A 25,308-nucleotide genomic window follows, 5' to 3' on the forward strand; every position below is an offset into this window, starting at 1 on the left:
CAAGGCCGTTATCTATGCCAGGGCCCATCCCCATCGCGCCGGCGGAATCTCGATTTGATAACACCCAAACGATGTCTTAGCGTGAAATACATGCCCGTTCGGCGGGCGACTTGATTGCCCGGTGCTGCCTTCACCAGAACTGCCCAGCGGCAGCCACCGACAGTGACCTCTATTCGTCAGGGGTGGGCAGTGGCGCGACGATCTCCGGGGACGGAACCAGCGCTGGTGGCCTTCAGGAGCATCACCATCATGAAAAACACCAAATTCCGTACTGCCGCGCGCCGCGGAGTCACCCTGGCCGCCGTCTCCGCGGCAGGTTTGGCCCTTTCCGCCACGGCGGCCAACGCAGGTGCCCCCACGTCCACGTGGGACGCCCTCGCGCAGTGCGAGAGCGGCGGCAACTGGTCCACCAACACGGGCAACGGCTTCTCCGGTGGGCTGCAGTTCACCTCCAGCACCTGGTCCGCGTACGGCGGCACCGGCTCCCCTGAAAACGCCAGCCGTGAACAGCAGATCGCCGTAGCCGAGAGGGTCCAGGCTTCCCAGGGCTGGGGTGCCTGGCCGTCCTGCTCGTCGCAACTGGGACTCAGCGGCGGCGGCGGAGCACCGGTCCAGAGTGCCCCCGTCCAGAGCGCACCGGTGCAGAGCACCCAGGTTCAGAGCGCGCCGGTCCAAAGCGCTCCGGTCAAGCAGGCCCCCGCGCCGCGGCACGCAACCTCGGTCCCGCTCAGCGGCGAGACCTACACCCTCCAGGCCGGCGACACCCTGAGCATCGTTGCCCAGAAGCTGGGCATCCGGGGCGGCTGGCAGCACCTGGCCGACGCCAACCTGGACACCATCCCGGATCCGAACCTCGTGTTCGAGGGACAGGTCATCCAGCTCCCCGCGTAGCACCAGCGGACGCTTCACCCGCGGCTGTGGCCGCACCGCCTTCCAAGGCGACACAGGCAGGTCGGCGATAGACAAATTCCGTTGACCAAAGAACGACGCCGGCACACCCCCACGAGGGATGTGCCGGCGTCGTACTTTAACGGGTCAGCCCCTGCCGCCGCGGGCGGCAGGGGCAGGATGGTCAGCTGGCGGGGAGCTCGCGGACGATCCGAACCTTCCAGGCGGATTCGTCGCTGGTGTCCAGCAAGGCGACGGTGCCATGCGCAAGGTTCAGTGCCACCCGCTTCACCGCCAGCAGCTCCAGGTAAAGGTGCTCGTTCATGCGGCTGGGGGTGTCGATCATGTACTTCACGGCGTCGCGCAGCTGGCGGTAGTTGGCGCTGCGTTCGCGGTGCATATGCAGTTCCAGGGCGGACCGCTGCTTGAGCCGCGGCTCGTGCCGGTTGAGCAGCGTCACCGCGGCGTGCACGGCAACCACAAGGGTCAGCGAGACGCCATAGATCCACCAGCCACTGGAGAGCAGGAAGAGGGGCAGGTTCCCGATGGCCACGAGGGCGATGACCACCCGGAGGGCAGCAATGCGGCGGACCGTCCTGGCAACGGCGGCCATGCCGTCGCGGAACCGGTGCTGATCCTTGCGCGCCGTGGCGGGATCGATAATGAACTCGTCGAGAACCAGGATTCCCTGGGCTTCCGGGCCCAGCATCTGCCCGTAGCGGGGCAGTGCGGCGCGGGCGTGGTCGACGGCTTTGTCAGGTGTAGATGTCATGAGAGAGCTTCCAAAACGCGGGGGTGGTTGCGGTGATCTTAGTGGGTCAAACTGGAAGCCGTATGCAGGTGTCCATTATTTGGACATGCCGCCATGCCCCAAGTGGTCCTGCGCACTGTAATTGGAACATCCGCCGCATGCCGTCAGACTGAATAGATGCAAACCTTCCTCCCGTACCCTGACTTCCGCGAAAGCGCCAAAGCCCTGGACACCGCACGGCTGGGCAAGCAGCGGGTCGAAGCCCTGCAAACCCTCCGCGCCCTGGTGATTCCTGAGTACGGCTGGCAGACCCACCCCGCCATCCGGATGTGGATGGGCCACGTTCCCGCGCTCACCATGTACGGACTGGCCATGGTGGACGAATGGCTCGAACGCGGCCACCCGGACAACACGCGAGCAAACATTGCAGAATTCGCGCCGCAGGCGGGGCACCCCGACTACGCCGCCAAAATCGTGATGCCGCCCTGGCTCGGGGACCCGGACTTCCACCTGAGCCACCGCTCGAAGCTGGTGCACAAGGAACCCAAGTTCTATGCCCCCATCTTCCCGGATGCGATTCCCGAAATGGACTACCTTTGGCCCGAACCCCGGCACGAATTCCTGCCGCAGGAGCCGGAAGGGGACCTGTTGTGGATCCTTCGCGAACCGCATGACGACGTCGACCCCCAGTCCCTTTCCACGGTGGCGCTCCCGCCCGTGAACCGGAGCGCTGCTGCCGCCGCGGCGATGTCCGCCGGGGACGACGGCTACACGCCCGTCTACGTCGAGGACGGCTCCCGGCGGCCGTCGCGCGCGCCCAGGAAAGCGCCGCCGAAGCCCCAGGTGAAGAAGCCCACCCGCAAGCGCCAGGCGCAGGAGGAGGCGTTCCGCACCCTTCCGGGCAAGACTCCTGTTGCTGTTCCCTTCGAGAACGGGGCCAGGTTCGCCGTGGGACAGGTAGTGGGGCGTCCCATTACCCTGGGCGACGGCCGTTTTGGCAGGAACTTCGAAGTCACCGAAATCATCGACCGCTCGGCATTCGCCTATCCTGCGCTGCTGCAGGATCCCCGCGTGTTCTTCCCGGTGGAGGCACCCTAGGCGATGACGGTTCTTTTGGCTGGGTGCGGGGACCTGGGCACCGAGGCAGGGCTGCGGTTTGCTGCCCTGGGCCACCGGGTGGTGGGCTGGCGCCGCTCCCCCGCGAAACTGCCGGCAGCCATTGAAGGCGCCGCGGCCGACCTGGGATCGACGGACCTGCCGCCCGTCCCCGCAGGCACCACCGCCGTCGTCATCGCTGTTGCTGCAGACGCCCCGACGGAGGAGGCATACCGGTCTGCGTATGTACGCGGGGTGGCAAACGTCCTCGATGCGCTGGACCGGGACAAGGTGACGCCGGAGCGGATCATCTTTGTCTCCTCCACTGCCGTCTACGGGGATGCGGGTGGCGGCTGGGTGGACGAAAACACCGCACCGGAGCCCGGTGGGTTTTCCGGGAGGGTCTTGTTGGAAGCCGAGGCGCTCCTGCGCGCCAGGTTGTCGGGGACCCGCACGGCCGGCATTTCGCTCAGGCTGGGAGGCATATACGGGCCGGGCCGGACACGCCTGATCGACCAGGTGAAGACGGGCTCTGCCGTGGTCCCTGAGGACGTGCGCTACACCAACCGGATCCACCGCGACGACGCCGCAGCCGCTATCGTGCACCTCGCCACAATGGATGCCGCGCCCGCGCCGGCATACGTCGGCGTTGACAACGAGCCGGCCGACCTGGGAAGCGTGCTGCATTTCCTGTCAGCTGAACTGGGCCTTCCTTCACCCCGCGTTGGCGATGCCGGGCCAGCCCGTGGGGGCAACAAACGGTGCCGGAACGAGCTGCTCCGCGGCACCGGATTCACCTTCACGTTTCCGACATTCCGGGAAGGGTACAAGGACGTTATAGCCGGGAACGGCGCCCGCCATCCGTGAGTGCGTCCGCCGTCCCCTAACCACTGCCACGGCTCGCTGAGCGGGCCTTGGCCTGAGTTGAGGCAGGGCATGGAATTTCGGCAGATCATTGAGACGGTTGGGCAGCTGGTCGACTTCGCCGGAGTTGCTGTGATGGTGATTGGCGCGGTGGCCTCCCTCCCGCTGGCGATCCGCGGTCATCAGCCCCGGCGGCTTCCGCCAGGTGCTGAAAAGCTGAGTTTCTACCGCTCCTACCGGCAACTGCTGGGCAGATCCATTCTGCTGGGGCTGGAACTGCTCGTAGCTGCCGACATCATCCGTACTGTGGCCGTCACGCCCACGTTCGCCAGCGTCGGGGTGCTGGCCATCATCGTGCTGATCAGGACGTTCCTTAGCTTTTCCCTGGAGCTGGAAATCACCGGGCGCTGGCCGTGGCAGAAGGAACCCTCGGCTGCCCGTGCCGGGTCAACCGCCGCGGCGGGCTGAGGGCCGCTGCCCACGTTTTCCACATAGGGGTCTTTGGGTCTCTTCATTGTCAGTGGTGGCTGGCAGAGTGTGGTTATGGAGGCTATTGGGGAGCATCTAGGTGCGGCGTACGGCGGGAAGGCATACGACGCCGGCAGCTTTCTGCCGCGCCCGGCCCACCTTCATGCGGTCCCCGGGGAGGCTTCACAGCAGCGTGCCACAGTTCCTGCCCACCAGGACCCCATGGCTGGCCTGGCGGCCCGGATCGCGGCCGTTGCCGTGGCCGCCCCGGACGTGCTGGCGTCTGCCTCCCATCGCGAAGCCACCGAGTTCGCCGCCCGCGCCGAGGAGCTCGCCCGGAGCGTGGAGTACCTGCAGCTCCTGGGAGCCGGGTCGGTGGACCGGGCCCGCACCCAAGCCATCACCGACGCCGCAGCCATGACCCGTGCCGCCCGGTCCGGAGATTGAACCAACCGGTGGGACGCCAAGGGTGTCGAAACTCTGAACACCTCCCCCACGAATGCTGCGGACCGGCCCGCCGCCGTGGTTGAGACCGACGCGAACTGGCCCGGCCTGCCCGCCGGTCCCGGCCGCCCGGTGCTGTCACCGGCCGATGACGGGTGCCGGAACACTGCAGAGTTCCTCCGCCTGCGCCTGCACATCCCCATTCGCGAAGCCCGCCGCCGCCTCACCCTCACCCACCAAGTCATCCCGGCCACCAGCCTCACCGGCGAACCACTCCCACCAGCCCGGCCCCACCTCGCCGCCGCGCTAACCCCCACCACCGACTCCGACGCCGGGATCACGTCCCCGGCCGGGTACGGACCTGCCGTGTCCTCGCATGCTGACCATCATCACGGCAACCCTCGACCGGCTCCAGCACCACACCACCGCCGAGACCCTGGAAACGATCGAACATCACCTCACCAAAACCGCCACCGCCACCGACCCTGACTTCCTGACCCGCGTCGCCCAACGCTGGACCGACACCATCGACGCCGACGGGAGCGAACCCACCGAAGAAGCCCTCCGCCACACCCAGGGCGCCTTCATCCGCAAGCCCCGCCACGGCCTCCACCACCTCGAGATCTTTGCCACCACCGACCAATACGAACACCTCCTCACTGTCATGAATACCGCCACCAACCCCCGCACCACCGGGGACAAGGCAGCAGGATGCCCACCCGGCGGTATCGACCTGGACCGGCGCACCCGCGCCCAAAAACAACTCGACGGACTCATCACCGCCGCCAAAACAGCCCTCGCCACCAACACCCTGCCCATAACCTGCGGCAACCGACCCCAAATCATCGCCACCATCAACTACCAAGACCTCTTCCCCACCGGCCCCGCCACACTTACAGGAAAAGGCCACTGCGCGGAAACAGGAACCGGGACCTTCGCCTTCACCGGACCCGTTCCCGCGGCCACTCTCCGCAAAATCGCCTGCGACGCCGACATTATCCCCGCCCTCCTGGGCACCACCGGCGAAATCCTCGACCTCGGCCGCAAAACCCGTCTCTTCACCCCCGCCCAAAGCACCGCCCTGACCACCCGCGACCAAGGCTGCGCCTTCCCCAACTGCACCATCCCCGCACCCTGGTGCGAAGCCCACCACATCACCTACTGGTCACGCGGCGGCCCCACCACCACCGACAACGGAGTCCTGCTCTGCAGCCACCACCACCACCTCGTCCACAAAGAACAATGGACCATCACCACCGCCCCCGGCACACCAGCCTTCATCCCCCCACCCCACGTCGACCCCACCCAAACACCCCAACAAAACCACTACTTCAAACCACCCCCGCCACCCCACCCACCACGCGAAGAGTGTCCAAAGACAGTCCGTTAGGCTTCACCCATGACCGAAAACAGCAGCGCAAAAGCCTCCGAATTTCTCCGCCTCCACCAGGTCCCTGAGATCCTCCAGGTGGTCAACGTCTGGGATGCCATCACGGCCAAAGTCATCTCGGACATCCCGGGAACCACTGCCCTGGCAACGGGCAAGCCACTCGATCGCCGCGACGCTTGGCTACGAGGACGGAGAGAACATTCCCATCGACGAGATGGTCAGCTTTGTGGGCCGCATCGCGGCTGCCACCCACCTGCCGGTCAGCGCTGACCTTGAGTCCGGCTACGGGAACCCCGGGGAGACAACCCGCAAGGCCATCGGAGTCGGCATCGTCGGCGCCAATATCGAGGACCAGATGCGCCCGCTCGAGGACGCGGTGAACCAGATGGCAGCCGTTGTGCATGCCGGCGCTGCTGAGGGAATCGACTTCGTCCTGAACGCGCGGACCGACGCCTTCCTCAAGGGCAAGGACCGGGACCCCGAAGACGTTCTTGCGGATGCCATCGCCCGCGGCAAGGCCTTCCTGGACGTCGGTGCCACCACGGTCTTCGTCCCCGGCCTTTTGGACGAGCCCACGGTTACTGCCCTGGTGGAAGGCATCGGCTGGAACAAAGTCTCGGTCATCAACGTTCCCGGGTCCCTGGCGCCGGCGAGACTGCAGGAGCTGGGCGTGGCCCGCATCTCTTACGGTCCCTGGACCCAGAGGGTGGCGTTGACTGCCCTGGCTGACACAGCGGCCAGACTTCTTGCCGGTGGCCAGCTTCCCGAAGACACACGCCCGCTGAACTAGTTTCCGGCGCGCTGGTAACCGGAAGCCCCGCCACGTGAACCAAACGAAGGATTGGAAGACTTTGACCGGAAACCCCAGTGCCCCAGCGTTGTGGCCGCTGCCACCGGAGCTTCCCGGACCGGTGTTTTCCGACCAGCGGTGGCTTGATGCCGTCTTCCTGCACTGGCGCATTCCGGCGGCAACAGCGGCCCCTTTCATGCCCGAAGGCGTTGAGCCGGATGTGTTCGATGGCAGTTCCTGGGTGGGCCTGATCGGCTTCCGCATGGAGCAGGCAGCGCTTGGGCGAGGCCCCGGCATCCCGTATCTGGGGAGCTTCAACGAGGTGAACGTCCGGCTTTACTCACGCGAGCCGGACGGCACCCGCGGAGTGGTGTTCCTGAGCCTGGACGCCAACAGGCTGCCGGTGGTTATGGCCACGCGGGCTGCCGGAATCCCCTATGTGTGGTCGCGGATCCGGCAATGGCCGCCCTTTCCCGGCGGCGACGCACGGCAGCACGCCATCAGGGCGGCCGGTACACCTGGAGGTGCGAATCAATCCACGGTCGGCTACTCGGTGCGCCGACTCGGCGCCACGGGCGCACGCAGCCACTTCGGGGTCATCCCTAACCTGCACACCGCGGCCGCCGACCCCTTATCCATCTTCCTGACCGCCAGGTACGGCATGCACGGGCGCTTCCACGGCAGGAGCATCTACGTCCCGAACACCCATCACGAATGGCCGCTCTTCAGCGCCACGGTCCATCGGCTCAGTGACGGGTTGGTGGGAGCTGCCGGCATCAGCGTCAGTGGCCCGCCAGAGTCCGCGCTTTACTCCCCCGGCGTCCGGACAAGGTTCGGCCGGCCACGCGTGCTGGAAACTACCGGCTAGAGACCTCGGTACCGCCAAAGCCCCCGCGGACTACTTACCCAGGCCGGCCTTCCGAAGTGCCTCGGCCATGGCCGTGTTGGCAGGCTGTGGCTTGGGGCTGGACCGGACGCTCCCACCGGACGTGCCTGATCCCTGCTTCCCCTGCTGTTGGCGGTCCGGACGTCCGGGCCGCTCGGTCTTTCGGTTCCCAGAATCGCGCCGACCGGAACCAGAATCGCGCCGACCGGAACCAGAATCGCGCCGGCCGGAACCTGCGCCGCCGCCGGCGGGTTCGTCGTCGAGCCTCAACGTCAGCGAAATCCGCTTCCGCTCCGGGTCAGCCTCCAGCACCTTCACCCGGACCACCTGGCCGGACTTCACCACCTCGCGTGGATCGGACACAAAGCGGTTGGACAAGGCGGATACGTGGACAAGGCCGTCCTGGTGGACTCCAACGTCCACGAACGCCCCAAATGCCGCAACGTTGGTCACTGTTCCTTCGAGGATCATGCCCGGCACCAGATCCGAGATCTTCTCGATGCCTTCCGAGAACGTGGCGGCGGCAAAGGCGGGCCGGGGGTCGCGCCCGGGTTTGTCCAGTTCCGCGAGGATGTCCTTGACGGTGGGCAGGCCGAACGTACCGTCGACGAACTTCTGCGGGTCGAGGGAGGAGGCCGGGGCGGAACCGGCGGCCACGAGGATCTTCCTCGCCACCGCATACGATTCGGGGTGCACACTCGATGCGTCCAGGGGCTCTGCTCCCCCGGTGATCCTCAGGAAGCCTGCGCATTGTTCGAACGCCTTGGCGCCCAACCGCGGCACTTTCTTGAGGTCGGTCCGCTTGTTGAAGGGGCCGTGTTCGTTCCGGTACGCCACGATGTTTTCGCTCAGCAGGGGCCCGACGCCGGCAACCCGGCTCAGCAGCGCAGGCGAGGCAGTGTTGACGTCGACACCCACCGCATTCACGCAGTCCTCCACCACGGCATCCAGGCTCCGGTCGAGCTTCGAAGCCGTCACATCATGCTGATACTGGCCAACACCGATGGACTTGGGATCGATCTTGACGAGTTCAGCGAGCGGATCCTGCAGCCGGCGGGCGATGGAAACTGCGCCGCGCAGCGATACGTCCATCCCGGGGAGCTCAGCGGCGGCGAGCGCCGAGGCGGAGTAGACCGATGCGCCTGCCTCGGACACCACAATTTTCTGGGGTTTCCGGTCCACCTCCGGAAGCAGCTTGATCAGTTCAGCAGCCAGTTTGTCCGTCTCCCGCGACGCGGTCCCGTTGCCGATGGCCACGAGTTCGACGGCGTGCTGCCGCGCCAAACGCACCAAGGTGGCCAACGCTTCGTCCCATTTCCGCGCCGGGGCGTGCGGGTAGACCGTGTCAGTGGCAACCACTTTTCCGGTGCCGTCCACCACGGCGACCTTCACCCCGGTCCGAAGCCCCGGGTCGAGGCCCAGCGTGGCACGGTTGCCGGCCGGGGCGGCCAGCAGGACGTCCCTGAGGTTGGCGGCGAAGACCCGGACTGCCTCGTCCTCGGCTGTGGCGAACAACCTGGCGCGGAGGTCGGAGGTGAGGCGGCCCAGCACACGTGAACGCCAGGCCACCTGGGCAGTCTGCATCAGCCATGCGTCGGCGGGACGGCCACGGTCGGCCACCCCGAGGAACCTGGCCACCGCAGACTCGTAGCGGGCGCGTGCGGCGGTGAAGGCGGCGTCGTCGTTCGGGTCTGCTTCGGCGAGGTCCAGCTCAAGGATGCCGTCCTTCTCGCCGCGGAACAGTGCGAGCACCCGGTGGGACGGCATCCGGTCCGGTGCCTGCGCGAACTCGAAGTAATCCGCGAACTTCTGGCCTTCGGTTTCCTTGCCTTTCTTCACGCGGGAAACCATCCGGCCCTGGGTCCACATCCTGTCCCGCAGGGTGGCGGCGAGGTCAGGATCCTGGGCCACCCGCTCCACCAGGATGGCCCGTGCACCTGCGAGCGCGGCGGCAGGTTCACCGATGGCGTGGTCGCCGTTGAGGTACTTAGCGGCCTCACGCTCCGGGTCCATTTCCGGCCTCTTCAGCAGCGTGTCCGCGAGGGGCTCCAGGCCAGCCTCCCGGGCAATCTGGGCCTTGGTCCGGCGCTTGGACTTGAACGGCAGGTAGATGTCTTCGAGCCGCGACTTGGTGTCCGCTGCCAGGACCGCTTTGCGCAACTCCGGTGTCAGCTGGCCCTGCGCCTCTATCGCTTCGAGGACGGCGCGACGGCGGTCCTCGAGCTCGCGGAGGTAGCGGAGCCGTTCGTCGAGGTCGCGGAGCTGGGTATCGTCCAGCGTGCCGGTGGCTTCCTTGCGGTACCGGGCGACGAACGGAACCGTAGCACCGCCGTCGAGCAGTCCAACAGCGGCCTTGACCTGCCAGTCCTTGACCCCCAGTTCGGCGGCGATCTGGGCGAAGATCGCGTCCTCCTCCGAAACGCGGGAAGGGGCGGACGTGGTGGTGGGTGCAGGCAGTTGAGTCACCCCAACATCTTGCCTTACCGGCCTGCCCGGCTCCACCGTTCGTTGCGGTCAGGGGGATGCAGTAGGGAACGTGAGGGTATTCCGCTGGGCCCGGCAAAGTGCTGTAGTGGACATGCCGTTACTGGCACCGATGCTCGAGGAAGAGGCCATCATGCGGGAACTGCTTGTGGTGTTTCAGGACGGGTTCGACGAGGCCAACATCACCGTGACCGTCAACGGCAAGGAGGTGCGCCGGGACGTTGGGGTCTCCACCAATCCTTTGCTGGGCATCGCGTCAGAGGTTTCTGTGGAACTGCCGGCGAAGGGTGCGCAGGTGGGAGTCGAAGTCACTAATCGGGGGCTGAAGGCCATCACCAAGGTCAGCGGGAAACCAAAAAGCGTGCTGGTCTCCATCGAGGACGGGCGCCTCAGGATGAAGGAGGGCACGGGCCGGGAGGCTGTTCTGTAGCCACTTTGCGGGGCGGCGAAACTGGCTCTGGTAAGAGTCCATTCGTTGGAGTAGCATCTGATCACCGCCGGCTTCCGCTGGAGTCCGGCGGGCCACACAAGTCTTCTGCCGGAGGTCGTCGGATGGCCTCCGGCACCGCTGCCCGGGGCCAGCACCCCTGACAGCCAACGACGGCGGCACCCACGTTGGGTGCCGCCGTCGTCGTCTTATTCGGATGGGCCGGTGAGCCGCTTACCCCTGGTACATCGGGTAGTCGGTGTATCCGGTGGCGCCGTCTGCGTAGAAAGTGGAGGCGTCAGGTTCGTTGAGCGGGAGGCTTTCCTTCCAGCGTCGGGCCAAGTCCGGGTTGGCGATTGCCGGGCGTCCCACCACCACTGCGTCGGCGTGTCCTTCGGCCACCAGGGTTACGGCTTCTTCCCGGGTGGTGATGACACCGAAACCGGTGTTGACCAGGAACGTGCCGCCGAAGCGTGCACGAAGGTCCTGGACCAGTTCGCCGGTGGGTTCGTGGTGCAGGATGCTCAGGTATGCCAGGTTGAGCGGTGCAATGCTGTCCACGAGGACCTCGTAGGTGGCGCGCACGTCCGCTGCGTCGGTTTCGGCGATGCCCTGCACGTTGTGTTCCGGGGAAATCCGCAGGCCCACCCGGTTCGCGCCGAGGGCTGCCACGACGGCGTTGATGGTCTCGATGACGAAGCGGGCCCTGTTTTCGGGTGATCCGCCGTAGCTGTCCGTCCGGACGTTGGAGTTCGGAGCGAGGAACTCGTGCAGGAGGTAACCGTTGGCCGCGTGCAGTTCCACGCCGTCGAATCCTGCCTCGATCGCGTTCAGCGATGCGTTCACGAATTCCTGGATGACCATGGGGAGTTCGTCCGTGGTGAGGGCGTGCGGCACGGGATATGGCTGCTTGCCGGCCGGTGTCCGGACCACGCCGTCAATGGCTACTGCGCTGGGGGCGACGATGGGGAGTCCGCCGGTGATATCTGAGTGGGAGACCCGTCCGCCGTGCATGATCTGGGCGAACATCCGGCCGCCTTCGGCGTGGACGGCGTCGGTAACCTTCTTCCACCCGGCAACCTGCTCCTCGGTAACGATGCCGGGCTGGCCCGGGTAAGCCTGGCCGACGGGCGCGGGGTACGTGCCCTCGCTGACGATCAGGCCCAGGGAGGCCCGCTGGCGGTAGTGCTCGGCGAGGAGCGGGCCGGGTATGCCTTTCTCACCCGCACGAAGGCGGGTCAGGGGCGCCATCACCAAGCGGTTGGGAAGTTCCAGTTCGCCGAGGGTGAGCGGGGAAAACAGCATGCGCAGTTCCTTTCGAAGGCTGAAGACGTACTGTCCTTGCCAACTGTGGGGCGCATGCAACTATTCCGTGCCGTTGGTGGGTGGGACAGGGATCACAGGTTCACCTCGGTGTCCGCGCTATCCCGCCACGCCTGGGCAGCCTTGGCCATGCGGATTGGCGTTGCAGTCGTCGGCATAGTTGCGGGTGAGGGACCGCCACACGCTGATCGTTTGCGGCGGCGCGTTGAACTGGCCCTGGCCGGGGATCGGCAGCGGCGGGCCAGAGTTCACCGAGTAGGTGCCCTGGAAGGAGGTGGTCAGGACAACCTGGAAATCACCTGTCGACGCGTATGCGTGGCTGGTCCGGGTCTTTTCGCCCCACCGGTCCTGCGGCAACGGGCCGCCCATGGACGGTTGCGGACCGAAGACCGTGCCGTCCCCGTAGTTCCACGTGTACTGGACCGGTGTGGCGATCACGTGAACCTTCTGTCCGAACATGGTGATGTCGAACTGCTGTTCAGTGGATTCCGCGTAGAAGTTTGTCTCGGCGCCGCGCAGCGTGTTGGGGCTTGGCTGGGCCACGACCGCGCCCGCGCTGACCGGCAGGTTCTGGAACTGCCGCTGGATGTCGGCAGCGATCCGGGGCAGAAGGTCTTCGGGCTTCGGATCGTAGAGGCAGGTGGGGCCGGAGTGGTGCGCCCACACGGCTCCCGGCACACCCCGCGGCCGCGACAGCCACATGACCGGAATGCCCTTGGCGCCGTCCTCCCGGTCCTTGCAATCGAGTTGGCGGGCAAGGCAGGGAGTGTCAAAGTCGCCTCCCCCGAGGTGGCATTGCAGTTCGTATTTGTACTCGTTCGGGTCGGTGCTCGCGGTGCCGGGTTCTGCACGGATCAAATCCCCGGTAACCGAGTCCTTCACCCACTGATCAGCGCCGACGACTAGGCCCCTGTCTTCATAACCAACTGCAACATCGGCATAGGCGGCCGTGGGCGCAATCATCAGGAAGAGAAGGACAGCAGGGATCTTGCGACGGAGAGCCTTCATCTCGATTACCGGATAAGGCCCAGGTCTGTCATGGTCCAACCCGAGGAGCCGAATGTTAGTCCAGCGCGACTACCTGTGTTAGTAGCGGGTGTCGGTTTCTGCAGCAGGCTCCCGTCTGGGTTTCGGATCTCAATAGTTGATTGGATGACCTGAACCACCACGAAAGGCCCTGCACCGGGTTCAACTGTTGCTGTTACGACCGGTGTCTCAATCTTGCCTCCCGATATCCAACGCCCTTCACTCCAGGCTTCGGCAATACCGTCCCTTAGACCTGCGCAGAAGACGCAAGCGGGACCGCTTATCTTGTCGAGCGCATCCGTATTGCCTGTCTCATATCCAAAGCTCAAGTTCTCGTACCAGAAACGAACAAAGGCTTCTGCCCCTTCCTTCGTCTCCGTCTTGGCGACCTCGGGCAGCACGGGCACGGGAACGTTCTGGGCAGGTCCGGAGGCGTCGGCCGGTTTGTAGACAGCAGTCGGCGTTGGGGTGGGGGTGGCCGTGGCGCTGGCTGTTGGAGTCTCGTCAGCCATCTGGGACGAGGTACCTCCCGGCCCAGGAGAACCTCCGGAGTTACAGCCGGGCAAAACCAGCGCCAAACCGACAAAAAGTGCTGCCACGCCGGATTGTGCAGAACGTGACGAAACAAATGCGCGGGACGCAAAGAAGTTCTGTGATGTCATGGGCCGCTAATCCCCCAGTAGTTTCAAGACGGCTTGCTCCGGACAGTGCCTTAAGGGTAGCCCACGTCACAATTCAAAGGCATAGTTATCCACAGGCCTGAAGCCCCTGCATTGTCGACCACCCGGAATCCGACAAACGAAGTCACAAAGAAAGCCGGCGCACCGATGTGCACCGACTTCCTCATCAACAACCCTACTTTTGCGCGGGCAGCACCAACTCCCCTGTTTTGTCCGTGGACAAGGCGAGCGATGAAACGTACTGCGGGCCGCCGTCGGACGCATCCTGCGCGGACCGCACCATGTCGGGCCGTTCGAACTCCAACCCCGTCACGTGGCACAGGAGCTTGGCGTCGCTGGGGTTCCCGTCGGCGTCGAACATGGGCAGTTCGATCCCGTCGTCAAACCGGCGCAGGTAGAACTTGCCACGGGTCAGAACGGCCAGTACTGGCGGCAGGACCAGCGCCAGGCCGACAGCGAAAATAGGTGAGTACGGCTGGATCGCCGCACCAAAAGCCCCGAAGAACACGGCAATCGAAACCCCGGCGGACACCAGCATGGACACGAAGCCAACAGGGTTCACGGCGTACAGCATACCGCGGCGGAACTCAGGCACCTTGGGGGAAATCTTGAGCAGGTACTTGTTGATCGCAATATCGGACGCCACCGTGACAACCCAGGCCATGGCGCAGTTCGCGTAGAACCCGAGGATGGTGTTGAGGAAATCGAACATGTTCGCTTCCATCAGGACCAGCGCAATCAGCAGGTTGACCACCACGAACACCATGCGGCCGGGGTAGGTCTTGGTGATGCGCGTAAAGGAATTGGTCCACGCCAGCGAACCGGAGTACGCGTTGGTGACGTTGATCTTGATCTGCGAAATGACCACCAGCACGACGGCCAGCGTCATGGCCAGCCATGCCGGCATCATCTCCTGGTACACCCCAAGGAACTGGTGCACGGGCTCATTCGCGGTGGCGGAGGCGGCGGGATCCAGAGTGGCAATCAGGTAGATGGCGATGAACAGGCCCACGATCTGCTTGATCGCCCCGAAAATCACCCAGCCCGGCCCGGCCAGGATCACTGCCCGCCACCAGGCGGCCCGGTTGGCGTCGGTGCGCGGCGGCATGAACCGGAGGTAGTCGATCTGCTCGGCAATCTGCGCCATCAGGGACAGGCATACGCCGGCGGCGAGCATCACGGATGCAAGGTTCGGCCCGCCGTCGCCCGTTGCACCGGTGTAGGCGAAGAAGCTGTCGATGCTCTCCGGGTGCGAGACCAGAAGGTAACCCACAGGAACGACCATCAGGAGCAGCCACAGCGGAGTGGTCCACACCTGGAGCTTGGCCAGCGTGTTCATGCCGTAGATGACCAGCGGAATGATGAGCACAGTGGACGCGGCATATCCCAGCCACTGCGGGATGCCGAGCCCCAGCTCCAGCCCCTGCGCCATGATGGAGCCCTCCAGCGCGAAGAAGATGAAGGTAAAGGTGGCAAAGATGACGTTGGTGACCACTGAACCGTAGTAGCCGAAGCCGGAGCCGCGGGTGATCAGGTCCAGGTCGATGTTGTAGCGGGCCGCGTAGTAGGCCAGGGGGAAGCCCGTGGCGAAGATGACCACGGCCGCCACCAGGATTCCCAGGATCGCATTGACGGTCCCATAGGAGATGCCGATGTTCGCCCCGATCGAGAAGTCCGCCAGGTAGGCGATGCCGCCCAGCGCGCTGGTTGCCACCACTCCCGCGCTCCACTTTCGGTAGGACCGCGGCGCGAACCGCAGCGTGTAGTCTTCCAGGCTTTCCTTGGTGGCATTGAGGGCGGCAGTGTTGCCTGCCGTGGGGGTCGCCGGAGAGCGTCCGACGACGGCGGCACCGGCAGGTGCCGCGGGTTCCAACAGTTGGGTTGTGTCTGTGTCGTTGCCCATTGGGTGCGTCGCTTTCGTTTGCAGTCAGCCGTCATGGCCCTGCGTTCGACGCTATCCAGCCGGAAATACAGTCCGGTCACAGCCCTGTTTCCGGACTGTTAAGCCTTGACGGTGTTGTCAAAAAGGCAGGGAAATGAGGGCACAAAGCCTCTGGCGCATTTCTACCTCACGTAGAAGAATGGCCGCATGATGTTTGAACACGCGGACGGCAATCCTGTCCTTGAACTTGATGACGAGCAGTCGTGGCGGCTCTTGGCGGCAACGCAGCACGGCCGGCTGGTGGTCTCGGTCGCCGGGGAGCCGGACATATTCCCGGTCAATTATGTAACTTCCAACCGGAAGCTTTACCTGCGCACTGCGCCTGGAAACAAACTGGCGCAGCTGACTATCAACGCCAAGGTACTATTCGAAACCGACGGCATCCTCTCGCAGGAGGCCTGGTCCGTTGTCCTCCGGGGGACGGCGCGGGTGCTCAGTAATTCCGACGAACTCGCCGCCATCGAGGAACTCGGCCTGAAAACCTGGGTTCCCACCCTCAAGGACTTCTACGTGGAGATCGACCCCAAGTCCGTCAGCGGCCGCCACTTCGTGTTCGGCGAACAGCCGGAACGGGAGATCTAGGCACTCCTAGACTGGAAGGATGCCGGACACTTCCAGCGCTGAAAAGGCCTCTGCTGACAAGCTCACGCCCGAGCAGCGCAGCTGGAACATGTCCCGGATCCGCGGCAAGAACACCAAGCCTGAGCTGCTGGTGCGCCGGCTGCTGCACGCCAGGGGCTACCGGTACCGCTTGCACGGCAGGTCCGGCGGCACCAGGCTGCCGGGGAATCCCGACCTCGTCTTTGCCGCCAGGCACAAGGTGATCTTCGTCAACGGTTGCTTCTGGCATTTCCACGACTGCAGGGCGGGCCTGCATGCCCCGAAGGCCAACGCCGAGTTCTGGGCCGCGAAACGTACCCGGACCCGTGAACGCGATGCAGGCCAGCGCCGGCAGCTGGAAGACGCCGGCTGGGAAGTGCTGACGGTCTGGGAGTGCGCGCTGAAGGACCGCTCAGCCCTTGAGGACCAGTTGGTGCACTTCCTCGAAGCCGGCGCCCCAGACAAGTAATCAAGGAAATCTTGAGGCAATCTTTAGCCGCTGCCGCCGCTGTCCTTGATCCCGGCACGCCAAGATGAACGGGTTGCCGGCGATCATGCCGCCGCACTGACAGTTTCGGAGCAGCTATCCCCTATCCCCTAGCTTCTCCGTGCCATCAGGGCGGACTTGAAAGCCGTAGCAGACGAGTCACTGCTGTTAATGCGCCAGTCTGTTTCCTTTTGCATGTGGAACCAGACGAAGCCCATCACGTCCGGCTGGGCAGCCAGGTAGGACACCAGGTCCGTGTTCCAGGCCGCCTTGGACCCGCCCAGTTCACTGGACGCCGTTTCCGCTATCAGCACGGGTTTCCCGGGGGCCACGGTGCGGAGCTGGGAGATGCCGGGGCCGAGGAGGTCCACCGGGGAAACCCAGCTGCTCCAGGTTTGCGAGGTGCCCCAGTTGTAGCCGTCCAGGGCCACGACGTCCGCATAGCCCGGGCTCGGGTACAGACCTGCCAGGTCGGTGGAGCCCCAGTACGGCACGTTCGGCGACCAGACCCACTGGACGTTAGCAGCGCCAGTTGCGGCGACGACGTCGTGGACGTGCCGCCAGGCGGCCACGTAATCACCGGCCTGGTTTCCGTTGACGCCTTCGGCCCAGGGATACCAGTTGCCGTTCATCTCGTGGGCGAAGCGAAGCATGACCGGCTTGCCCCAGGCGGCAAGGGACTGGCCCCACTGGCTGATATACCCGTCGAAGTCCCCGGCAGTAATCCGGTCCAGCGAATATGCTGGCTGGTTCACGCCTCCTCCCCAGGCCCAGGGCTCCCAAGTAACCAGGGGTGTGGCTCCGCGGGAGCGGACGGCGTCCAGCTCAGTAATGGGCGGGGCCTGCAGGAAATCCTTGTAGCTCATCACGATGGACGGGACCTCCCCGGCCACTGTGGCCACCTCGTCCAGTTCACTGCTGGCCAGGGGTCCCCCCGGAGTGGCCACTCCAAAACGCAAGGGAGCAGAACTGATTGTTGGAGCCGGCGCCGGCGCCGGAGCGGGAGCTGCCTGCACCACGAATATGGCGGATGCCTTGATGGACGACGTCTTGGCGGTAATGGTGAGGTTCCCGGTGGCGGCTGCCGGAATAGTAATGCCTGTGCTGAATGCCCCCGCCGAGGTGGTTTGGAACGAGAAGGTTGTGGACCCCACAATCACGGACCCGGTGGTGGAGGCCTTGAACCCGGTTCCGGTGACCGTCACGGCGGAACCGGCCGGCCCGGAGGTGGGGTTGAGCAAAACTTGCGGTGACGTGGTTGCTGCGCTGGCCGGCTGGATGACTGACACCGCCAATCCAACCCCGATTATGAGCGCGACAAATAACGACCTAAGTATTCGGAACACGGCAATCTATCCCCAGATTGAAAGGCGGCAACGGCTGCCGCCGGTGACGTCAATGCGGAAAGCATTGGCCTTGATCTTATGGGCAGAAAACCGCACTCCCATCAAGAAAACCACAATTCTTGCCGAGTCTTCTGCTAGGTCAGGGGAACAGTCCTAACCTGAAAAAGAGCAAGCAACCCGGGCTTACCGCCCCGTTTCCGGAGTCCGCAAACCAGCAGAAAGGAGTGTCATGAGCACGTCAGATGATGCGCCCAGGCCGCTGGTAGACCAGTCCGTCCTGGACCGGCTGAGGGACGAACTCGAGGAGGAGGAGGGCTACAGCCGGGTCTTCGTGGGGAACTTCATCGACTTCCTGCCGCAACGGTTGGGGCGGTTGCGGCTGGCCTTGACCACCGGCGACCTGGAGGGCTCCATGGACGCGGTCCTGAGCCTGAAAACCTCAAGCCAGATGGTGGGCGCCGAACGCTTGGCCGGACTGGCTCTGGAACTGGAGAACGAGATCCGCGCCGAAGCCCGCCACGCTGACATGGCCGTGGCGCTCCCCCGGCTGGCCGCCACGTACTTGCGGCCCATCACCCAGTGCAGCAGGCAGACCATGCACCGGCTGCAGGCTCAGTGCTGCCCCGGCGCCAAGCGGTAACCCACCCCGCGAACCGTCTGCAGCCACCGTGGCTGCTGCGGTGAGTCGCCCAGCTTCTTGCGCAGGTTCCCCATGTGGACTTCCACAGAACGTTCGTCTGCCTCGCTGATGTAACTGCCGACGTCGTAATCCTCGTCGCGGAGCCGCCGCACCAGGTCGGATTTGGTCCTGACCGTGCGCCCGGCTTCCAGCAGCGCATAGAGGAGTTCGAACTCGGTGCGGGTCAGGTTCATCTCCTTGCCGTCCACAGTGACGGTGCGGGAGGCATAGCTCAGTTCCAGGCCGTTGTGGCTGAAGTTCCCGCGTTCCGGGTGGGCAGCGCTGTCCGCGGCGGCATCCACCGAAACTTCCTGCGGGTCAGGAGCAGTCCGCGGCCGGCGCATCATGGCCGCGACCCGGGCACGCAGTTCGCGCGGGCGGAACGGCTTGGTGAGGTAGTCATCGGCGCCCGATTCGAGCCCGATCAGGGTGTCCAGTTCCTCCGTGCGCGCCGTCAGCATGACGATGTAGGCATCCGAGAACTCACGGATCTGCCGCGAAACCTCGAAGCCATCGATGTCCGGCAACCCCAGGTCCAGGGTGATGACATCGGGATTCAGGCTCTTCGCCATCAGGACGCCCTCAGCGCCCCCGCTGGCGACGGTCACGTCAAATCCAGCCTGGGTCAGCACAGTGCGAACCAGTTCCCGAATGTCGTGGTCATCCTCGATGACCAGACCCACACGTGCCTCACTCATAGAGCCCCCTCAGTGCCAACGTCTGAAGTATAGCTGGCTGCGGATATCCTGCTGGTATGGTCCCGCACAGCCCCGCGTCCGCGTCCTCCGCCGCATGAGCAACCCCACCGCCTGGTCCTCGGGACGGCTCCGGTTTTTTCGGCGTCCTTTTCATGAATACCGGCTGACGGACCGGGTGGCGCTGAGCCAGATGCCGTTGTTCGTGACCACCATCCTGACGGCGCTGCTGATGTGGGGATTTTTCCCCGACACGATGGACAACCCGCTGTTCGTCACGTTCCTCGTCTCCCAGTTGGCCATCATGGCGCTCTGCTATGTCATCCCTTGGGAGCGGCTGCCCTACACCAGTTTCCTGGCAATCCCGCTGCTGGACTTTGTCTCCATTGCCGCAGGCAGGGAAGGCGGCCAGGAAAGCCTGACGGGAATCAGCCTGCTGGCAGTGTTCCCCGTCATTTGGCTTTGCGCGTCGGGCTACTACCCGCGGGCCGCACTGTGGTTCTCTTTCCTTGGTCCGCTGGCCATCATCTGGGTGCCGCTGCTCCTGAAGGGGAACTTCACGCCGCAGGACTTCGCCCGTTCCCTGCTGTTGCCCGTCATGATGCTCGGCATCGGCGTGTCGGTGAGCGTCCTGACCTTGAGCATGATGCGCCAGCAGACGCAGCTGGAGGAGAAGGATGAGCTGCTGCGGGCCAGCCTGCGGACCAGCAAGCGCCAGGAATCGCTGCTGAACACTGTGCTGGATACCGTCCACCTGGGGGTGCTGGCTGTCGATGCGGACGGCCACGACATCCTGATGAACCGGAAACAGCGGGCCAACCATGAACTGGCCCGGCCAAAGAACATCGCGGATCCCAACGAATCGCAGCTGCTGGTCTACGGCCCGGACCGGAAGACCCTGGTGCCCGTCCAGGAACGTCCGGTCCGCCGAGCCGTGCTGGGGGAAACCTTCACCGACTACCTGGTCTGGCTGGGCGACGGGAAGGACCAGCGTGCACTCGTGACCACGGCACGTGCCATGAAGGACTCCGACGGCAACTTCACTGGCTCGGTGGTCGTCTTCAGCGACGTCACGGACCTGGTAAACGCGCTCACTGCCAAGGACGACTTCGTCTCCAGTGTCTCGCACGAATTCCGTACCCCGCTGACGTCCATCCTGGGCTATGTGGAAATCCTCCTGGCTGATGACCCGGACGTGCCCGAGCGGGAAATGCTGGAGATCATCCACCGCAACGCCGAGCGGCTCCTGACCCTGGTGTCCGACCTGCTGGCCAGCCGGAACGGCCAGCTGATCGTTTCGCCGGACGCCGTGGATGTTGCCGAACTGGTGCGCAGCAGCGTGTCCTCGGCATTGCCGCGCGCGGCCTCCGCCGGCGTGGAGCTGCGGGCGGACACCCCGGAGCGGCTGGAGGCCCGCGTGGACAGCGCCAGGATCTCCCAGGTCCTGGACAACCTGGTGTCCAACGCCATCAAATACTCGCCCGACGGCGGCGAGGTTGTGGTGTCGCTGGCACGGGAAAACGGCCATCTGGCCTGCCGGGTCAGGGACACGGGGATGGGCATGAGCCCCGAGGACGCCTCCGAGGTGTTCGCCAAGTTCTTCCGGACCAGCAACGTCCGGCGCACCGCCATCCCGGGCGTGGGCCTGGGGCTGCCCATCAGCAAGGCGATCGTGGAGGCCCACGGCGGGACCATCGACGTGGAGAGCACGCTGGGCGAGGGGACGACGTTTACGTTCCGGGTTCCAGTGCAGCGGTCCTGAGCACCTCGCCCCAGGATTGGGAGGCCAGTTCCCGGATGGACGCCAGGATGGCCGACGGCGGCTGGCTGAGGTCCAGCGGAAATTCGATGATGTCGATGTCGGTGTTGAGGATGCGGCGGAGCTTCATCTCGCCCTTGCCGGCGTAGACCAGCCATGCGGTGGGCACGGCGAGCGCGGTGCAGTGGGCCAGCATTTGGTAGTGGTCGGCAGTCAACGATGCGCCGGCATCCGACGCCGCCCGGTACTTGGCGTTGTAGGCCACCACCGGGCGTCCGCCGAGCATGTGGACGGCATCCGGGCGCACGGACAGCCGGTCGGAATCGCGTACTGCCTCGCTCAGGAGGGCGTTGTACCGCAGCCGCAGCTCTCCCGGATAGGACGCCAGGGCGCTGCGCAGGGCCGTACCCACGAAGTCCTCGAAGACCTGCGCCATGTCCACCACGAACGACGCCGTCTGCTGTTTCCCCTCACCGGCTTCGGCGGACGCGTTGCGGAGGACCAGTTCCGCCAGGCGCAGCACTGCGTGGTAGCGCAGGTTCATCCTGGTGGGCTTCCACGGCGGCACCGGGGCTCCAGCTGGCAGGCGGGTGACGGCGTCGAGCTTTCCCTTCAGCTGGCGCAGCCGGCCCAGCACCTCGGGCCGGACTCCTGGCACCTGGCCCATCCGTTCGAGGGCAGCGCGCAGGATCCGGTTCTCGGCGATGTCCTCGGTGAATTCGTCGTAGGAGACCTCCAGCGGAACCAGCATGCCGGGGCGGCGCGAGATCTGGTCCGATATCCGGATCCGGCCCTTGACCGTTCGCAGGGATTCGTCGACGGTGAGGTAGCCCTGCAGGACCCCGCGGCCCAGGGCGCGCTCAGCCAGCTTCGCCAGGGATTCCGCCAGCGCGCTCCACAGCTCGCGGTCCTCGTCCGCCGCCACGAGCTCGGGGCGGAACCCCTGCTCCCCCGCGTAGCTGAGGAGGAACAGGAGCCGGCTGAGCCCGAGGCGGTCCTTGGGCCGGACGTCCAGCTGGACCATGGAGGTGCGTACCGAACCCACCTTGCCCACCGGCTCGATCCGGTACAGCCCCATACCCATGGGCGAGGCCTTGGCCAGTCCGCTGGAATTCAGGAAGGAAGCAGTGGGTGCATCCAGCCGCTCCACCAGCCCGCTGGACAGCTCGTCAAGGACCAGGTGCCGCACGGACGCCCTTGGGTCAGCGCGCTGCAATGCGTCCCAGCAGCTGGTCCAGCCCGAACCGCTCCTCCAGCTGGGCCCGCGTCAGCTGGCCGTGGTAGTGCTCCTCCAGCAGCGGCATGAGCTCGTACTTCCAGATCCGGCGCAGACCGGCAGGGGTCTGGGCGGCCGGCTTCATGAAGTAGGACGGGCCGATCATCAGGTCCCGGTCCCATTCGTCAATGGCCCCGTTGAGGGCGTCCAGCAGCAGCGCCGGCGTGGTATCCAGTTGGCGGGCCTCCAGGAACCGGAGCAGGGAACCCTTGACCGGCTCCGTCTGCGGGTGCAGCTCGATAAAAGAGAAGCGCCGGCGGATGGCCGCGTCCATCATGGCGATCGACCGGTCGGCGGTGTTCATGCTGCCGATGATGTAGAGGTTGTCCGGCAGCGTGAACGGCTCGTTGGGGCTGTACTGCAGGTAGATCCGGTCATCCCGGTACTCCAGCAGGAAGTACAGCTCGCCGAACACCTTGGCCAGGTTGGCGCGGTTCATCTCATCGATGATCAGGAAGTAGGGCTTCTTCTCGTTCCCTGGCTTCCCCGCTTCCTCCGCGAGCCGGCGCAGCGGCCCGGCCACCAGTTTGAAGGACACCTGGCCTTCGTCCGTCTTGTCCGGCCGGTATCCCTCGAAAAAGTCCTCGTAGGCGTAGGACGGGTGGAACTGGACCAGCTTCACCCGTTCGTCCGTGGTGTCATCCGCCAGCTCGGCGGCCAGGTGCTTTGCCAGGAAGGTCTTGCCCGTGCCGGGAGGGCCGTAGAGGACCAGCTGCCGGTTCTCCTCCAGCAGCTCGGCGATCTCCTGGAGGGGCTCCAGTTCCATGTGCAGCGAGGCCGCGAATTCCTGCGTCAGCGGGCGGAAGCCCTCCTGCACAGGGGGGACGACGGCGGTGCCGTCCGTGTCGCCGTCGGGCTCGGTTTCGGCCTCGGCCGGCAGCAGCGCCTGCAGCGCCTGGACCACCCGGGTCAGATCCACCACCATGCCCGGGGTGGCGAGCTGGCGCTGGACGTGGCGGGGCAGGCTGGTGGTGGTGTGGCCGTCGTCGAACCAGCGCACCTTGCGGCGCAGGCGCCGGTTGTCGTCGTTGTACTCGGGCTCCCCCAGCACTCCGCCCAGCCGCACGGTTCCGTTGTGCTGGTACAGCACCAGGTCCCCGGGCTTCATGACGGTCAGGAAGGCGAAGACCGCGGTTTTGGTGTCCTCCCGCTCCACGTAGCCAAGGTGCTTGTAATCCTCGTCCACGGCGTGCTGCACCAGGCCGGCGGTCACGCCGGGGTCAAGCGTGCGGAGATGCTCGACGTCGAGGGTCACCTTCTCTTCCCCGTGCCAGGCGGTGAGCAGCTCGGCGTGGTCGCTGTGCGTCCGGAGCAGCCAGGCGCGCCGGCCGGGGTCGCCCACCTTGCGCCACTGGCTGACCAGCTGGCGGGAGTACCAGTCGATGCGCTGGCCGGCCTGCTCGTCCAGGTGCAGCCGGATGCGGTGGATGTCGGCGGTGATGTCCTCTTCCCCGTCACCTTTCGCCCCACCCACCAGTGAGGCGAACGCGTCCCGGATCTCCTGGCGTTCCACGTCCGCCACCACGGGTTCGAAGTAGCTGGGCCAGGCCAGGAATTCGATGCTTCGGCGGATGGCGGGTTGGTCGTCAGGGGTGGACGCAGCGAGGCGGTGGAACTGCAGGGGGTCCTTGATGGCCGCCTGCACCACGGCGGCCGGCCGCTGGGCAACGTTCCGCACGAACCGGCACAGCCACTTCAGGTGGTCCCAGATGGTCCAGTTGAATTCGGCGGTCCGGTCCCTGATCACGCCATGGTCGGTCATCCCGGCGTACAGCTCTTCGGGCAGCTCCAGCGGCGGTTCCAGCCAGCCGGCGGCTTCGGCCACGCGGGCGCGCTTGACCTTGAGGGACTTCACTTCGTGCGCCAGCGGAAGGGACTGCAGGAAGAGCAGCTCCACGGCCAGCTGTTTGGCCCCGCGGGTGGCACCGTCCAGGTTTTCGCGGAGGTTGGTCATCATCGGGGCTTTGGGGTCCGCGATGCCGCGGTCCAGGCGGTCGAGCAGTTCCGCTGCCGCCGGAACTGACCACGTCCTGGTGCGGCCGTCCAGGGGCGAGGCCTTGCCTTGGAGGCCCGGACCCAGTACGAACCAGGCCGCGTCCTCGATCTCCCTGGAGATGCCGAGGGCGCGGGTCATGGCAACAGTGGCAGTGGGGGTCATGCCCTCAAATTTACAGGGTCAAGCTGGGGGGCCGCTGCACGGGTACCCGGCCGCCCTTCCGCCGGACGGGGTTACTGGCCGGTGGCGGAGTGCTTCCGGCCGAAGATGAAGTAGCCCATGGGACCGATGAAATTGACGAAGGACGCCGCCCGCCACGCGGCCTTGGGACCGTTGATCAGTTCCGCCGGGCGCCGGGAGATGTCGCGCTGGGCGGCAACCAGCAGGGAAACCTGAACCAGGCCCGTCACAATGGTGCCCATCCTGGCACCGGGTGACATCTCCTTCCAGGTCTTCTTCTTCCGGGCGGCACGGTTCTTATTGCTGGCCATGGCGGCTTCCTTTCGCTGTACAACGTGGTTCCAGTCCACTGGGTCCGGCGCAGTCCGGGCCAGAGTCTTAGTGCCTGTATGGCTCCATCCGGTCTTTTTGCTCCTGGCTGAGCCTCTGCACGCGGCCCGTTGCCTCATCCACGAACGCCAGGTGGCTGCTGGCCTTCACGCAGTCCTCCCGCGTGACGGGGTCCTGGAGCAGGTAGTGGATGTCGAAGCTGGCGCCTTTGACGGCACCGATCCATATCTGGACCACCGCCGGAACGTTGCGGTACTCCAGGGTCCGGACGTAGCGGATCTTGTGGTCCACCACCAGGGCGAGGGTGCCCTCGGGGACGTCGTTGAACAGGGACACGGGTGGTTCAATGCCGGGAAGGCCCGCGCCCCGCGGCGGTCCGAAAGCCGCGATCCTGGCTTCCTCCAGCATCCTCACAATCTGGACGTTGTTGATGTGGCCATAGGCATCCATGTCGCCCCAGCGCATTGGCACCAGCACCTCGATCCGCTGGCCGCCGTGCGCG

Annotated in this window: 24 protein-coding genes and 1 pseudogene; 13 read left to right on the forward strand and 12 right to left on the reverse strand. The window is 65.4% G+C overall.

Going from position 1 to position 25,308, the window contains the following annotated elements; genetic code table 11:
- Positions 1-249 precede the first annotated feature (249 nt).
- Positions 250-891 carry a transglycosylase family protein gene (locus tag AC1DIP_RS12380; protein ID WP_477733908.1) on the forward strand — a complete coding sequence of 214 codons (642 nt, stop codon included), beginning with the start codon at positions 250-252 and terminating at the stop codon, positions 889-891.
- A gap of 181 nt (positions 892-1,072) precedes the next feature.
- Here the strand turns inward: AC1DIP_RS12380 and AC1DIP_RS12385 are convergent, their stop codons facing one another.
- Positions 1,073-1,660 carry a hypothetical protein gene (locus tag AC1DIP_RS12385; protein ID WP_476209550.1) on the reverse strand — a complete coding sequence of 196 codons (588 nt, stop codon included), beginning with the start codon at positions 1,658-1,660 and terminating at the stop codon, positions 1,073-1,075.
- Positions 1,661-1,816: 156 nt separating this feature from the next.
- Here AC1DIP_RS12385 and AC1DIP_RS12390 point away from each other — a divergent pair, with 156 nt between their 5' ends.
- From AC1DIP_RS12390 to AC1DIP_RS12420, 7 genes and pseudogenes are all read left to right on the forward strand, one after another.
- Positions 1,817-2,737 carry an MSMEG_6728 family protein gene (locus tag AC1DIP_RS12390; RefSeq protein ID WP_476209548.1) on the forward strand — a complete coding sequence of 307 codons (921 nt, stop codon included), beginning with the start codon at positions 1,817-1,819 and terminating at the stop codon, positions 2,735-2,737.
- Positions 2,738-2,740: 3 nt separating this feature from the next.
- On the forward strand, positions 2,741-3,601 hold the full coding sequence (locus tag AC1DIP_RS12395) for an NAD-dependent epimerase/dehydratase family protein (protein ID WP_476209547.1): 861 nt from the start codon (positions 2,741-2,743) through the stop codon (positions 3,599-3,601).
- A 69-nt stretch (positions 3,602-3,670) separates the two neighbouring features.
- Positions 3,671-4,066 (forward strand): DUF1622 domain-containing protein, encoded by a 396-nt coding sequence (locus AC1DIP_RS12400; RefSeq protein ID WP_476209546.1) that lies wholly within the window; start codon positions 3,671-3,673, stop codon positions 4,064-4,066.
- Between the two features lie 75 nt (positions 4,067-4,141).
- The gene (locus tag AC1DIP_RS12405) at positions 4,142-4,513 is read left to right on the forward strand and encodes a hypothetical protein (RefSeq protein WP_477733909.1); all 372 of its coding nucleotides are present in this window, start codon (positions 4,142-4,144) and stop codon (positions 4,511-4,513) included.
- A gap of 373 nt (positions 4,514-4,886) precedes the next feature.
- Positions 4,887-5,900, forward strand: a complete 1,014-nt coding sequence (locus AC1DIP_RS12410; RefSeq protein WP_477733910.1) for an HNH endonuclease signature motif containing protein — start codon at positions 4,887-4,889, stop codon at positions 5,898-5,900.
- Between the two features lie 9 nt (positions 5,901-5,909).
- A pseudogene (locus AC1DIP_RS12415) lies at positions 5,910-6,690 on the forward strand (isocitrate lyase/PEP mutase family protein).
- 61 nt (positions 6,691-6,751) lie between these two features.
- Entirely contained in the window at positions 6,752-7,558 is an 807-nt protein-coding gene (locus tag AC1DIP_RS12420) for a YqjF family protein (RefSeq protein WP_477733911.1), read from the forward strand.
- A gap of 30 nt (positions 7,559-7,588) precedes the next feature.
- Here the strand turns inward: AC1DIP_RS12420 and AC1DIP_RS12425 are convergent, their stop codons facing one another.
- Positions 7,589-10,033 carry a Tex family protein gene (locus AC1DIP_RS12425; protein WP_477733983.1) on the reverse strand — a complete coding sequence of 815 codons (2,445 nt, stop codon included), beginning with the start codon at positions 10,031-10,033 and terminating at the stop codon, positions 7,589-7,591.
- Positions 10,034-10,172: 139 nt separating this feature from the next.
- Between AC1DIP_RS12425 and AC1DIP_RS12430 the strand changes: the two genes are divergently transcribed.
- A complete protein-coding gene (locus AC1DIP_RS12430) occupies positions 10,173-10,490 on the forward strand; it encodes a hypothetical protein (RefSeq protein WP_476211844.1) in 318 nt (105 codons plus the stop codon).
- A 231-nt stretch (positions 10,491-10,721) separates the two neighbouring features.
- Here the strand turns inward: AC1DIP_RS12430 and AC1DIP_RS12435 are convergent, their stop codons facing one another.
- The 4 genes from AC1DIP_RS12435 to AC1DIP_RS12450 form a co-directional block, all read right to left on the reverse strand.
- On the reverse strand, positions 10,722-11,792 hold the full coding sequence (locus tag AC1DIP_RS12435) for an alkene reductase (protein WP_477733912.1): 1,071 nt from the start codon (positions 11,790-11,792) through the stop codon (positions 10,722-10,724).
- Positions 11,793-11,909: 117 nt separating this feature from the next.
- Positions 11,910-12,818: a PKD domain-containing protein gene (locus AC1DIP_RS12440; RefSeq protein WP_477733913.1), complete on the reverse strand. Its 909-nt coding sequence runs from the start codon at positions 12,816-12,818 to the stop codon at positions 11,910-11,912.
- A gap of 5 nt (positions 12,819-12,823) precedes the next feature.
- On the reverse strand, positions 12,824-13,348 hold the full coding sequence (locus AC1DIP_RS12445) for a DUF6318 family protein (protein WP_477733914.1): 525 nt from the start codon (positions 13,346-13,348) through the stop codon (positions 12,824-12,826).
- 343 nt (positions 13,349-13,691) lie between these two features.
- Positions 13,692-15,419, reverse strand: coding sequence for a purine-cytosine permease family protein (locus AC1DIP_RS12450; protein WP_477733915.1), 1,728 nt, complete (start codon positions 15,417-15,419; stop codon positions 13,692-13,694).
- A gap of 186 nt (positions 15,420-15,605) precedes the next feature.
- Here AC1DIP_RS12450 and AC1DIP_RS12455 point away from each other — a divergent pair, with 186 nt between their 5' ends.
- Positions 15,606-16,040: a pyridoxamine 5'-phosphate oxidase family protein gene (locus tag AC1DIP_RS12455; protein WP_141157963.1), complete on the forward strand. Its 435-nt coding sequence runs from the start codon at positions 15,606-15,608 to the stop codon at positions 16,038-16,040.
- A 19-nt stretch (positions 16,041-16,059) separates the two neighbouring features.
- A complete protein-coding gene (locus AC1DIP_RS12460) occupies positions 16,060-16,527 on the forward strand; it encodes a very short patch repair endonuclease (RefSeq protein WP_477733916.1) in 468 nt (155 codons plus the stop codon).
- A gap of 128 nt (positions 16,528-16,655) precedes the next feature.
- Here AC1DIP_RS12460 and AC1DIP_RS12465 read toward each other — a convergent pair whose 3' ends face one another.
- The gene (locus AC1DIP_RS12465; RefSeq protein WP_477733917.1) at positions 16,656-17,840 is read right to left on the reverse strand and encodes a glycosyl hydrolase; all 1,185 of its coding nucleotides are present in this window, start codon (positions 17,838-17,840) and stop codon (positions 16,656-16,658) included.
- Positions 17,841-18,120: 280 nt separating this feature from the next.
- Here AC1DIP_RS12465 and AC1DIP_RS12470 point away from each other — a divergent pair, with 280 nt between their 5' ends.
- Positions 18,121-18,531, forward strand: coding sequence for an Hpt domain-containing protein (locus AC1DIP_RS12470; RefSeq protein WP_476209527.1), 411 nt, complete (start codon positions 18,121-18,123; stop codon positions 18,529-18,531).
- Here the strand turns inward: AC1DIP_RS12470 and AC1DIP_RS12475 are convergent.
- On the reverse strand, positions 18,504-19,268 hold the full coding sequence (locus AC1DIP_RS12475; RefSeq protein ID WP_477733918.1) for a response regulator transcription factor: 765 nt from the start codon (positions 19,266-19,268) through the stop codon (positions 18,504-18,506). The genes AC1DIP_RS12470 and AC1DIP_RS12475 overlap by 28 nt on opposite strands.
- A 94-nt stretch (positions 19,269-19,362) precedes the next feature.
- Between AC1DIP_RS12475 and AC1DIP_RS12480 the strand changes: the two genes are divergently transcribed.
- Entirely contained in the window at positions 19,363-21,027 is a 1,665-nt protein-coding gene (locus tag AC1DIP_RS12480; RefSeq protein ID WP_477733919.1) for a sensor histidine kinase, read from the forward strand.
- Here AC1DIP_RS12480 and AC1DIP_RS12485 read toward each other — a convergent pair.
- From AC1DIP_RS12485 to AC1DIP_RS12500, 4 genes are all read right to left on the reverse strand, one after another.
- Positions 20,996-22,240 carry a 5-methylcytosine restriction system specificity protein McrC gene (locus tag AC1DIP_RS12485; protein ID WP_477733920.1) on the reverse strand — a complete coding sequence of 415 codons (1,245 nt, stop codon included), beginning with the start codon at positions 22,238-22,240 and terminating at the stop codon, positions 20,996-20,998. The two genes, AC1DIP_RS12480 and AC1DIP_RS12485, sit on opposite strands and share 32 nt — an antisense overlap.
- On the reverse strand, positions 22,227-24,458 hold the full coding sequence (locus tag AC1DIP_RS12490; protein WP_477733921.1) for an McrB family protein: 2,232 nt from the start codon (positions 24,456-24,458) through the stop codon (positions 22,227-22,229). Before AC1DIP_RS12490 ends, AC1DIP_RS12485 begins: the two co-directional genes overlap by 14 nt.
- Positions 24,459-24,529: 71 nt before the next feature.
- Positions 24,530-24,787 (reverse strand): PLD nuclease N-terminal domain-containing protein, encoded by a 258-nt coding sequence (locus AC1DIP_RS12495; RefSeq protein WP_477733922.1) that lies wholly within the window; start codon positions 24,785-24,787, stop codon positions 24,530-24,532.
- Between the two features lie 67 nt (positions 24,788-24,854).
- The gene (locus tag AC1DIP_RS12500; protein ID WP_477733923.1) at positions 24,855-25,271 is read right to left on the reverse strand and encodes an acyl-CoA thioesterase; all 417 of its coding nucleotides are present in this window, start codon (positions 25,269-25,271) and stop codon (positions 24,855-24,857) included.
- Positions 25,272-25,308: the final 37 nt, after the last annotated feature.

It is taken from the genome of Pseudarthrobacter sp. 05T312 (assembly GCF_056396685.1).